The organism is Devosia sp. (assembly GCF_041917035.1).
In the GTDB taxonomy this organism is placed as follows: domain Bacteria; phylum Pseudomonadota; class Alphaproteobacteria; order Rhizobiales; family Devosiaceae; genus Devosia_A.
The window spans coordinates 1-11,787 of sequence record NZ_JAYRYM010000119.1; the positions used below are offsets into that span (position 1 = coordinate 1).

An 11,787-nucleotide genomic window follows, 5' to 3' on the forward strand; every position below is an offset into this window, starting at 1 on the left:
CGCGTCGACGTCAAGGCCCCCGGCATCCTGCCGCGCAAGTCGGTGCACGAGCCGATGTCGACCGGCCTCAAGGCCATCGACGCGCTGATCCCGATCGGCCGCGGCCAGCGCGAGCTGATCATCGGCGATCGCCAGACCGGCAAGACCGCGGTGATCCTCGACACCTTCCTCAACCAGAAGCCGGCGCACGCCTCCAATGCGCCCGAGAGCGAGAAGCTCTACTGCATCTATGTCGCCGTCGGCCAGAAGCGCTCGACCGTGGCACAGTTCGTCAAGGTGCTGGAAGATGCCGGCGCGCTCGAATACTCGATCGTCGTCGCCGCCACCGCATCCGACCCGGCGCCGATGCAGTTCCTCGCGCCGATGACCGGCGCCGCCATCGGCGAGTATTTCCGCGACAACGGCATGCATGCCGTGATCGCCTATGACGACCTGACCAAGCAGGCCGTCGCCTATCGCCAGATGTCGCTGCTGCTGCGCCGTCCGCCGGGCCGCGAAGCCTATCCGGGCGACGTGTTCTACCTGCACAGCCGCCTGCTCGAGCGCGCCGCCAAGCTGAACGAGGATCATGGCCTCGGTTCGCTCACCGCGCTGCCGGTCATCGAGACGCAGGCCAACGACGTGTCCGCCTATATCCCGACAAACGTGATCTCGATCACCGACGGGCAGATCTTCCTCGAGACCAACCTGTTCTTCCAGGGCATCCGCCCGGCGGTGAATGTCGGCATTTCGGTCAGCCGCGTGGGCGGCAACGCGCAGATCAAGGCGATGAAGCAGGTGGCCGGTTCGCTCAAGGGCGAGCTCAGCCAGTATCGCGAAATGGCGGCTTTCGCCCAGTTCGGATCGGATCTCGACGCGGCGACGCAGCGCCTGCTCAACCGCGGCGCCCGCCTCACCGAGCTCCTGAAGCAGCCGCAGTTCTCGCCGCTGAAGCCGGAAGAGGAAGTGGCGGTGATCTTTGCCGGCGGCCAGGGCTATCTGGACGACCTGCCGGTCAACAAGGTCGGCGCTTTCGAGACGGCGCTGCTCGGGGCACTGCGCTCCAAGCATGCGGATATCCTTACGGCGATCGCCAAGGAGAAGGCGCTGTCGGACGACCTGCGCGTCCGGCTGAAGGCGGCGATCGACGCCTTCAAGAAGACGTTCTCGTAACACCTTCCAATGACGCGCGGTCCTCACGGGGCCGCGCAGCAGGAGCAAGAGCGGCCCGATGCCCTCGCTAAAGGACCTCAAGAACCGGATCACCTCGGTCAAGTCGACCCAGAAGATCACCAAGGCCATGCAGATGGTGGCCGCGGCCAAGCTGCGGCGAGCCCAGGAAGCCGCCGAGGCGGCCCGCCCCTATGCCGAACGCATGGGCAATGTGCTGGCGTCGCTGGGAGCGGCCTATGCCGGGCGCACCGATGCGCCGGCGCTGCTGGCCGGCAACGGCCGCGACCAGGTGCACCTGCTGGTCGTCGCGACCGGCGAGCGCGGCCTTGCCGGGGGCTTCAATTCCTCGATCGCGCGGCTGGCGCGCGAGACGGCGCTGAAGCTGCTTGGCGAGGGCAAGACGGTCAAGATCCTGACCGTCGGCCGCAAGGGCAACGACATTCTCAAGCGCACGCTGGGCGACAAGATCGTCGAGGCGATCTCGTTCCGCGAGGTGCGGCAGCTGGGCTATGTCAACGCATCCATGGTGGGCGAGAAGATCCTCGCCATGTACGCGGCCGGCGAGTTCGACGTGGCGACGCTGTTCTATGCGCGCTTTCGCTCGGTGATCGCGCAGATTCCGACGGCGCAGCAGCTGATCCCGGCCAAGTTCGAGGCGCCGGCCGCCGGTGCCTCGGTCAGCTACGAATACGAACCCGACGAGGAAGCGATCCTCGAGGATCTGCTGCCCCGCAATATCTCGGTGCAGGTGTTCCGGGCGCTGCTCGAGAACAATGCGTCGTTCTTCGGGGCGCAGATGAGCGCCATGGACAACGCCACGCGCAATGCCGGCGACATGATCAAGCGGCTGACGCTGACCTACAACCGGCAGCGCCAGGCCCAGATCACCAAAGAACTCATCGAAATCATATCGGGCGCGGAAGCGCTCTAGCAGGAACGAGGTAAATCATGGCCCGCGCAGCGACCGCAGCAACCGCCCCGGCGACCGAAAAGGCTCCCGCCGCCAAGAAGGCCCCGGCCCGCAAGGCCGCTTCGAGCACTCCCGCAGCTGCTGCCACCGGCGTGGCGATGGGCAAGGTATCGCAGGTGATCGGCGCCGTGGTGGACGTGACCTTCGACGGTCACCTGCCGGCGATCCTGAACGCGCTCGAAGTCGACAACAACGGCAACCGTCTGGTGCTGGAAGTGGCGCAGCACCTGGGCGAGAACGCCGTGCGCACCATCGCCATGGACACCACCGAGGGCCTGGTGCGCGGTGCCCCGGTCACCGACACGGGCGCCGCGATCTCGGTGCCGGTGGGCGACGAGACGCTCGGGCGCATCATGAACGTGATCGGCGAGGCGATCGACGAGGCCGGCCCGGTGGTCACCGCCTCGCGCCGCGTCATCCACCAGGATGCCCCCTCGTTCACCGAGCAGGCTTCCGAGGCACAGATTCTCGTCACCGGCATCAAGGTGGTGGACCTGCTGGCCCCCTATGCGCGCGGCGGCAAGATCGGACTGTTCGGCGGCGCCGGCGTCGGCAAGACGGTGCTGATCCAGGAACTGATCAACAACGTCGCCAAGGCCCATGGCGGCTACTCGGTGTTCGCCGGTGTCGGCGAGCGCACCCGCGAGGGCAACGACCTCTATCACGAGATGATCGAATCGGGCGTGAACAAGGACCCGCACGAGAACAACGGCTCGACCGCCGGTTCTAAGTGCGCCCTGGTGTTCGGCCAGATGAACGAGCCTCCGGGGGCGCGTGCCCGCGTGGCGCTTTCCGGCCTGACCGTCGCCGAGCACTTCCGCGACCAGGGCCAGGACGTGCTGTTCTTCGTCGACAACATCTTCCGCTTCACCCAGGCGGGCGCCGAGATGTCGGCTCTGCTCGGCCGCATTCCCTCGGCGGTGGGCTACCAGCCGACGCTGGCCACCGACATGGGGGCGCTGCAGGAGCGCATCACCACCACCGACAAGGGCTCGATCACCTCGGTGCAGGCCATCTACGTGCCCGCCGACGACCTGACCGACCCGGCGCCGGCGACCTCGTTCGCCCACCTCGACGCGACGACGGTGCTCAACCGCGCCATCTCCGAGAAGGGCATCTATCCGGCGGTGGATCCGCTGGATTCGACCTCGCGCATGCTGTCGGCGAACATCGTCGGCGAGGATCACTACAACACCGCCCGCCAGGTGCAGCAGATCCTGCAGCGCTACAAGGCCCTGCAGGACATCATCGCCATCCTGGGCATGGACGAACTGAGCGAAGAGGACAAGCTGACCGTGGCCCGCGCCCGCAAGGTCGAGCGGTTCATGAGCCAGCCGTTCCACGTGGCGGAGGCCTTCACCGGTGCACCGGGCGTGTTCGTGCAGCTCGAAGACACCATCAAGGGATTCAAGGACCTCGTCGAGGGCAAGTACGACCATCTGCCGGAGGCCGCCTTCTACATGGTCGGCACCATGGACGACGCGGTCAAGAAGGCCCAGAAGCTCGCTGCCGCGGCGTGATCGACGTGACATGAAACAGGGCTCGCCCGCGGGGCGGGCCCGGCAACTTCCGAAGGCAGGACCATGGCCGAAGGCACCAAGCTCGAAATCGTCTCTCCCGAGAAGCTGCTGTTCTCGCAGACCGTCCGGTCGGTGACCGTCCCGGGTGCGGATGGATATTTCACGGTGCTGGGCGACCATGCCCCGCTGATGACCACGCTCAGGTCGGGCTTCGTGACGGTGGTGGACATGGCCGGAGTGAGCCATGTCTACTATGTCCGGGGGGGCTTTGCCGACGTGGCCCCCGAGAGCCTGACCATCCTCGCCGAAGAGGCGCAGTCGATCGCCGACTTCGATCGCGCCAAGATCGATGCGCTGATCGCGGCCGGGCTCACCGCCAAGCAAGCGGCCGCCACGGCCGACGAAGAGGCGCGGCTGCAGAACGAGATCGACGGCTGGCGCAATCTGCTGCTCGAGGCGGGCAGCGGTGCCGGTGCCGCCGCCCACTAGGCGATCCCCAACTTCATCGACGACCGCGACGGGCGCCCCAGAGGCGCCCGTTGGCGTTTGGCCGGACTAACTCCAAGTCCCGAACCTTCACTGAAACTTAAGCCCGTCCCCGTATACGACAGGGTGGGAATGCAGTGGCCTTGACACGACGCGCCGGCATGGACAGCCGCCGCCGACTGGTTGGACTGCATGAACCTGTACCGCACATCGAGACGCTTCGACGCCGGCCCCTCGCCGGGCGCGGACCGGTCGCGCTCCATGCGCCACTTCACCTTTTCCCTATCGGATATTTCACGACTATGAAGATACGTACCCGACTGTTTGTCATTGTTGCCGTCATGGGTCTCGTCGTCGCGATCGTCGGCGGCATGGCCGTGTATTTCACCGCCAGCTTCGCCGACCGCGTGCAGCAACTGGAGGCGGCATCGGCGCGGGCCTTCAACGGCGAGCGGCTCAACCGGCTGGTGACCGCCGTGGTAATGGACTCGCGCGGCATCTACGCCTCGGACACGGTCGAGCAGGCTGCCCCGTTTGCCGACGGCATCGTCAAGTCGCTGGATGCGATCGATGCGCATCTGGCGCAGTGGCGCGCCATCGTCGCGCCGGCACAGATAGAGGCGTTCGACCGGATGGTGGCGCGGGCCGCCGAATTCCGCAGCTTCCGCACCGAGACGGCACGGCTCGGTAAGCTCGATCCCGCCGATGCCAACGCGCAGGGCAACAACGAGGAGAACCGGGCCAACCGCAAGGCCTACCAGGCCGAGATCGATGCCGTGGTGCAGGGCGACCAGGCCGAGTTCGCGAGGGTCAAGGCCGAACTCGATGCGTTCGAGGCCATGCTCAGGCCGCTGGTTGCCGGCGTTACACTGCTCGGCCTCGTCGCCGGCGTGGCGACCGCCGCTTTCGTCGGTACCCGCCATATCAGCCGACCGATCGGCAACGTCACTGAGACGATGCGTCGCCTCGCCGAGGGGGACCTTGCCGCCGAGGTACCCTATGCCGGGGAAAGCAACGAGATCGGGCAGATGGCCGCGGCGGTGCAGGTGTTCAAGGAGAACGCCATCCGCGTCGCGCAGATGAGCGAGGACGAGCGGGCCCGGCACGCCAAGGCCGCCGAACGGGCGCGGACCATGGAGAGCTTCCAGAGCGCCTTCGAGAGCGTTGTGGCGGCGACGTTGCGGGGCGACCTCGGCAAGCGGATCGAGCAGCAGTTCGCCGACGCCGACATTGCCCGCATCGCCGCCGACTTCAACAAGCTCATGGACACCGTCGCCGACGGCCTCAGCGAGGCGGGCGAGGTCTTCGCGGCGCTGGCGCAGGCCGATCTCGGCCGCCGCATGCAAGGAAGCTACGAGGGCGCGTTTGCCGACCTGCGGGACAATGCCAATACTGTCGCCGACCGCCTCTCCGACATTGTCGGCCAACTCAAGAAGACCTCGTTCGACCTGAAGACCGCCACCGGCGAGATTCTCTCGGGCGCCAATGACCTCTCCGAGCGCACCACCAAGCAGGCGGCGACGATCGAGGAGACCTCGGCGGCCATGGAGCAACTGGCCCAGACGGTGCTCGCCAATGCCGAGCGCGCCACCGGGGCCTCGGAGAACGCGGCACAGGTGACGAGCGCGGCCGAGGACGGCGGCGATGTCATGCGCCGGGCCAATGACGCCATGGGCCGCATCACCGATTCGTCGGCCAAGATCTCCAACATCATCGGTCTGATCGACCTTATCGCGTTTCAGACCAACCTGCTTGCCCTCAATGCCTCGGTCGAGGCGGCGCGGGCCGGCGACGCTGGCAAGGGCTTCGCCGTCGTCGCCGTCGAAGTGCGCCGTCTCGCGCAGTCGGCGGCCAGCGCCTCCTCGGAGGTCAAGGCCTTGATCGAGCAATCGGCCACCGAGGTCAGCGGCGGCACGCGGCTGGTGGCCGAGGCCGCCGGCAAGCTCGAGACGATGCTCGAGGCCGTGCGCGGCAATCGCCAGATGCTGCAGGACATCGCGCGCGAAAGCCGCGAGCAGGCCTCGGCCATCGAGGAGGTCAATGCCGCGGTGCGGCAGATGGACGAGATGACGCAGCACAATGCCGCACTGGTGGAAGAGACCAATGCAGCGATCGAGCAGACCGAGGCGCAGGCGAACGAACTCGACCGGATCGTCGCCGTGTTCACCGTCGATGGGCACCGCGTGCCGGAGACCGATACCGCTCGAAGCATGGCGCGGTCGGCCAGAGGCGGCATCAAGGCGCTGCAGGAAAAGGTCAGGTCCGCCGCCAGGAGCTACCTCAGCCGGGGCAGCGCAGCCATCAAGACCGACGCGTGGTCGGAGTTCTAGGTCAGCCGACCCACCGGGTCGCAAGTGAGGAGAAGCGAAGTGACGTTCAAAGTGCATCTTGTAGCGGCCGCCTCGATCCTGGCGCTGTCGGTTTCCGCCTTCGCGCAGGACAATGAGTACGCTGCGCCGCTGACCGAGCTGGCCAACGCAAAGCTGCGCGAAATCGCGCAGAGCCCGGTGCTGATCGCCGCCATTGCCGCGCAGAACGCGCAGACGGCCGGCTACGACGCGGCCAGGATCGACAGTCTCGACAAGCAGTGGCGGGCCGAGGTCGACGCGGCGGACAAGCCGCTGATCGATGCGACGCTGGGCAGCGAGGCTTCGGCCTATCTTGCGTCGGTGCAGGCGGACAGCGCCGGGCTGTTCACCGAGATCTTTGCCACCGACGCTTTGGGGCTCAATGCCGCGCAGTCGACGGTCACCTCCGACTACTGGCAGGGCGACGAGGACAAGTTCAGCCAGACCTTCAGCGTTGGCGCCGACGCGGTGTTCCTCGGTGAAGTCGAACTCGACGAGAGCACCCAGACCTACCAGAGCCAGGTCAGCATCACCATCACCGACCCGGCGACCGGCCAGCCGATCGGCTCGATCACCGCGGGCGTCGACCTGTCGCTGCTCTAGTCCCAAGCCAATGCCGGCCCTCGCGGTGCGGGGGTCGGTCCAACGTCCACAGGCCGCTCACCATGCGCTTACGTCTCAAGCTCACTTCCGCAATCCTCATCCCGACGGCCCTGACACTGCTGCTGGTGGTGGTGCTGACCATGCTGCTGGCGGGGCTCAGCAACATGCGCACGGTGCAGCAGACGCTGGTGACGCAGCAGAACGAACTGATCGACGTCCTCGGCATCAAGTATGCCGGGAGCATCAAGTTTGCCAAGATCGACGCAGTCACGCCGGATCTCGAGGTCTACAAGGGCAAGCCGCAGTTCGGCTTTGCGGCGGCCGTTGTGCTCGACGGGCAGGGGGCGACACTGCTTGCGGACGGCGGCGAGGCCGCCGCGAGCGTTGCCGCCGCAGCGGCCGTCGAGGCGATGACGGCTGGCGGGCTGGTGTCGCGCACCGAGGGCGACGTGCACTATGCGGCCGTGCCGGTATTCTTCGGCAAGGACAATGCCCTGGTGGGTGCCTTCGCCATGGCCTGGGACCTGTCGGTGCACCAGGCCGAGATCATCGGACAGCAGACGCTCAATGCCGTGATCGGCCTCGCCATCGCCCTCGTGGCGCTGGTGGGCCTGGCGCTGCTGATCGTGTTCCGGGTCACTCGCCCGATGGGTCGCCTTGCCCACGCGGCGACCGCACTTGCCGAGGGCGACCTCGAGGTGGCGGTCGCAGGCGGCAGGCGCGGGGACGAACTGGGCGACCTGGCGCGGGCCATCGAAGTGTTCAGGGCGAACTCGCTCAAGGTTCGCAACATGACCGAGGCAGAGGCGCAGCGCATCGTCGCCGATGCGGAGCGGCGGCACGCGATGATGCGCGAACTGCAGGATGCGTTCGGAGCGGCGGTCGGCTCGGCCGAGGCCGGGGATCTCTCGGCACGGGTGCAGGCGGACTTTCCCGACGCCGAGATCAAGGGACTCGCCGACAGCGTCAACGCCCTGCTCGAGACGGTCGACAACTCCGTCTCGGAAACCGAGACGGTCCTGTCCGCCCTTGCCGCTGCCGACCTGACGCAGCGCATGCAGGGTCGGTATCAGGGCGCGTTCGCGCGCCTCAAGGACAGCACCAACACTGTTGCCGACAAGCTCAGCGATATCGTCGGACAGCTGCGAAAGACCTCCACCGATCTCAAGACGGCGACCGGCGAGATCCTGTCGGGCGCCAATGATCTCAGCGAGCGCACAACACGGCAGGCGGCAACCATCGAGCAGACGTCCGCGGCGATGGAACAGCTGGCGCAGACCGTGTTGCGCAATGCCGATCGTGCCTCCGAGGCCTCGAAGAATGCTCAGCAGGTCACCAGCACCGCCGAAGAGGGCGGCGAGGTGATGCGGCAGGCCAACGACGCCATGGGCCGGATCACCGACTCGTCGGCCAAGATCTCCAGCATCATCGGGCTGATCGACGATATCGCCTTCCAGACCAATCTGCTGGCCCTCAACGCCTCGGTCGAGGCAGCACGCGCCGGAGAGGCCGGCAAGGGCTTCGCAGTGGTCGCGATCGAGGTTCGGCGGCTGGCCCAGTCGGCCGCCGAGGCGTCGAGCGAGGTGAAGGCGCTGATCGAACAATCGGCCACCGAAGTGAGCGGTGGCACCAGGCTGGTGGCCGCTGCCGCGGGCCGGCTCGAAGCCATGCTCGAGGCGGTGCGCGGCAATCGACAGATGCTCGAAGACATCGCCCGCGACAGCCGCGATCAGGCCGGCGCGATCGAGGAAGTCAACACCGCCGTCCGCCAGATGGACGAGATGACCCAGCACAATGCCGCTCTGGTCGAGCAGACCAATGCGGCGATCGAGCAGACCGAGGGCCAGGCCAACGACCTTGATCGGATCGTAGCGGTGTTCACGGTGGCGGAGCAGTCCCCGGCACGTTCATCGGCGCGGCCCGGTCCCGTGCCGGCTGCCCTTTCCCGGCCGCTTCGGCCGTCCCACCCTGTCCCGGCAAGGTCGCACGTCAGTAACGCGGCGCCCCGGCACGAAGACTGGTCCGAATTCTAGTGTGCCGGGAATGCAGGACTACAGTATTCACTCCAACTTAACCGTAAGTCTAGACACTGTGGCCATGAAGCGGCAGGCCCGATGGGCGCCGCAGATCGCCTTTGGGGACAGAAAATGAATTTTCAGAACAGCATCCGTGCGGGGCTGCTGCGCAACGGGTTGCCGACCCGAGTGACGATCGTGGCGCTGGGAGTGCTCCTGGTCGCGGTAGGCCTGATGTTCGCCGCCATGACGCTGGCGGTGACCTCGAGCTTCAAGCAGACCGGGCGCGACTCGCAGACGATGATGAGTTCGCTGCGCGACCAGATGACGGCGGACATGCTGCATGACGGTTTGCGCGGCGTAGTCTTCCGCTCGATGTATGCCGGGGTGAACTTCGATGCCACGATGGCCGAGGAGACGCTGGCGGAGGTGGTCGAGTACGGCGACGCCATGCGCGCCGCGATCGCCGCGCAGTCCGATCTCGAGCTTCCGCAGGACGTGCGCGATCGCCTGGCGGAGGTCGCGACACCACTCGAAGCCTACCTGAAATCGGCCGAGTACATTGTCGGGGCCGTGGCCGGCGGCAAGCTGGGCGACGCCAAGTCCTCGATCGGCGACTTCGACACGGCCTTCAAGGCGCTCGAGGACCGCATGAGCGCGGTCAGCGATGCGATCGAAGCGGCCAATAGCCGGGTGATCGCCGAGTCGCAGGCGGTCTCCAGCATGTCGGACCTGGCCAGCTGGGGCGGACTTGCCATGGTGGTGCTGGTCGCCATCGCGACCCTGGTTCTGTCCAATATCCTGTTCCTCAGGCCGCTCGCCGGCCTCACCGGCGGCTTCAGCCGACTCTCCTCGGGCGATCTCGATGCCGCGTTCTCCGGCAAGCCGCTGATCAGCGAGATGGCCAATCTCGCCGGGGTGCTGTCGAGTTTCCGCGACGTGCTCGTCGAGCGCCGGCAGATGAACGGAGCCGCGGAAGCCACGGCGCGGCAGACCGCGGATCGCGCCGAGGCGGCCGCGACCCTCAACGAAGAGATCGAGGCGGTGGCGGAGGCGGCGGCCAATGGCGACTTCTCGCGCCGCGTCGAAGGAACCTATGCGGACGCCGACCTCGTGCGGCTCGCGGCGACGGTGAACCGGGTGATGGTGACGATCGACCAGTCGATCAGCGAAACCGGCGCGGTGCTGTCGGCCCTCGCCCAGGCCGACCTGACGCAGCGCATGCGCGGCAGCTATGGCGGGGCGCTTCGGCAACTGAGCGAGGACACCAACGCGGTCGGCGACCGGCTGGCCGAGGTGATCGGACAGTTGCGGACGACCTCGCATGCGCTGAAGACGGCGACCGGCGAACTGCTGTCGGGCGCCAACGACCTCAGCGAGCGCACCACCAAGCAGGCGGCGACGATCGAGGAGACCTCCGCCACCATGGAGCAACTGGCGACCACCGTGCTCGACAACGCCAAGCGCGCCGAGTCGGCGAGCAGCAATGCCGCGGAGGTGTCGCGTACCGCCGAGGCCGGCGGCGAAGTGATGCAGAACGCCACCGCCGCGATGGAGCGGATCACGGCCTCCTCTGCCAAGATCTCCAATATCATCGGGCTGATCGACGACATCGCCTTCCAGACCAACCTGCTGGCCCTCAACGCCTCGGTCGAGGCGGCCCGCGCCGGCGATGCCGGCAAGGGCTTTGCGGTAGTGGCGGTCGAAGTGCGGCGTCTCGCGCAATCGGCGGCCAGCGCCTCGAGCGAGGTCAAGGCGCTGATCGAGCAGTCGGCGACCGAGGTCAGCGGCGGCTCGCGGCTGGTTGCCGAGGCGGCCGGCAAGCTCGAGGCGATGCTGCACGGCGCCCGCACCAACTATGATCTGCTGCAGGGCATTGCGCGGGAGAGCCGCAGCCAGGCGTCCGCCATCGAGGAGGTCAACATCGCGGTCCGCACCATGGACGAGATGACCCAGCACAATGCGGCGCTGGTGGAAGAGACCAATGCAGCAATCGAGCAGACCGAGGCGCAGGCGACCGAGCTCGACCGCGTGGTCGCCGTGTTCAAGGTCGGCGAGGCCGAGGACGTCCGAAAGCCGGTGCGTTCGGCGAGCCCCCGGCCGGCCCGTACCGCCTATCTCAGCAAGGGGAATGCCGCGATCAGCGCGGACTGGAACGAATTCTAGAAAGAGTTTGCGCCGACCTGGCGCAAACCTTCCGACCCTCCAACGGCAAGTTAACTTCTGAGTCGTAACCTATTCGACGGGAAGCTGTTCGACGAGGAAAGCCAAGTGAAACTCAGCCGGTTCACCATCATTGCCGGGACCATCATCGCGTTGACGACCGTCGCGGTGGCGGTGGTCAACCATCTGAGTTCGGAAGCCGATTCGCACCTGGCGACGACGGTGATCGACAAGGCGCTCGACGAGCTGGCGGCAAGCCGCGACCTGACCGCGGCGGTCAAGGACGTGCAGTTCGACATCGTGCAGGTGCAGCAGTGGCTCACCGATATCTCCGCGACGCGCGGCCTCGACGGGCTCGATGACGGATTCGCGCTGGCCGAGGACTATTCCAGGAAGTTCGCCGCCGATGCGGAGCTGGCGCGCAGCATCGCGCTCGAACACGACCAGACGGTCATCGCCGATGCCGTCCGACAGCTCGAGGCGGAGTTTCCGGCCTACTACCAGGCCGGCAAGCAGATGGCCGCAGCCTA

At 66.9% G+C, this 11,787-nt stretch carries 8 protein-coding genes and 1 pseudogene; all 9 read left to right on the plus strand.

The genetic code is table 11. From position 1 onward, the window contains the following. Window positions 1-1,152 (plus strand): F0F1 ATP synthase subunit alpha (atpA, locus tag ACE3TU_RS12965; RefSeq protein WP_374624796.1); only part of this gene is annotated, 1,152 nt, incomplete at its 5' end. Between the two features lie 58 nt (window positions 1,153-1,210). After that, window positions 1,211-2,083 carry a F0F1 ATP synthase subunit gamma gene (locus tag ACE3TU_RS12970; RefSeq protein ID WP_374624798.1) on the plus strand — a complete coding sequence of 291 codons (873 nt, stop codon included), beginning with the start codon at window positions 1,211-1,213 and terminating at the stop codon, window positions 2,081-2,083. Window positions 2,084-2,100: 17 nt separating this feature from the next. Then, window positions 2,101-3,642, plus strand: a complete 1,542-nt coding sequence (gene atpD / locus ACE3TU_RS12975; protein ID WP_374624800.1) for a F0F1 ATP synthase subunit beta — start codon at window positions 2,101-2,103, stop codon at window positions 3,640-3,642. Between the two features lie 63 nt (window positions 3,643-3,705). Beyond that, window positions 3,706-4,131, plus strand: a complete 426-nt coding sequence (atpC, locus tag ACE3TU_RS12980) for an ATP synthase F1 subunit epsilon (protein WP_374624802.1) — start codon at window positions 3,706-3,708, stop codon at window positions 4,129-4,131. Window positions 4,132-4,430: 299 nt separating this feature from the next. Beyond that, the gene (locus tag ACE3TU_RS12985) at window positions 4,431-6,458 is read left to right on the plus strand and encodes a methyl-accepting chemotaxis protein (protein WP_374624804.1); all 2,028 of its coding nucleotides are present in this window, start codon (window positions 4,431-4,433) and stop codon (window positions 6,456-6,458) included. A 39-nt stretch (window positions 6,459-6,497) separates the two neighbouring features. Beyond that, window positions 6,498-7,079 carry a hypothetical protein gene (locus tag ACE3TU_RS12990; protein ID WP_374624806.1) on the plus strand — a complete coding sequence of 194 codons (582 nt, stop codon included), beginning with the start codon at window positions 6,498-6,500 and terminating at the stop codon, window positions 7,077-7,079. A gap of 62 nt (window positions 7,080-7,141) precedes the next feature. Next, complete coding sequence (locus ACE3TU_RS12995) at window positions 7,142-9,112, plus strand: methyl-accepting chemotaxis protein (RefSeq protein ID WP_374624810.1); 1,971 nt, start codon at window positions 7,142-7,144, stop codon at window positions 9,110-9,112. 114 nt (window positions 9,113-9,226) lie between these two features. After that, window positions 9,227-11,260: a methyl-accepting chemotaxis protein gene (locus tag ACE3TU_RS13000; RefSeq protein WP_374624812.1), complete on the plus strand. Its 2,034-nt coding sequence runs from the start codon at window positions 9,227-9,229 to the stop codon at window positions 11,258-11,260. A gap of 105 nt (window positions 11,261-11,365) precedes the next feature. Further along, window positions 11,366-11,787 (plus strand): annotated as a pseudogene (locus ACE3TU_RS13005) (hypothetical protein); the annotation flags it as partial.

What these genes read in the sequence shown, in the direction of transcription:
- atpD (WP_374624800.1), top strand. Translation starts at nt 2,101, where the DNA reads ATGGCCCGCGCAGCGACCGCAGCAACCGCCCCGGCGACCGAAAAGGCT.
- ACE3TU_RS12970 (WP_374624798.1), top strand. Translation starts at nt 1,211, where the DNA reads ATGCCCTCGCTAAAGGACCTCAAGAACCGGATCACCTCGGTCAAGTCG.
- ACE3TU_RS13000 (WP_374624812.1), top strand. Translation starts at nt 9,227, where the DNA reads ATGAATTTTCAGAACAGCATCCGTGCGGGGCTGCTGCGCAACGGGTTG.
- ACE3TU_RS12985 (WP_374624804.1), top strand. Translation starts at nt 4,431, where the DNA reads ATGAAGATACGTACCCGACTGTTTGTCATTGTTGCCGTCATGGGTCTC.
- ACE3TU_RS12995 (WP_374624810.1), top strand. Translation starts at nt 7,142, where the DNA reads ATGCGCTTACGTCTCAAGCTCACTTCCGCAATCCTCATCCCGACGGCC.
- atpC (WP_374624802.1), top strand. Translation starts at nt 3,706, where the DNA reads ATGGCCGAAGGCACCAAGCTCGAAATCGTCTCTCCCGAGAAGCTGCTG.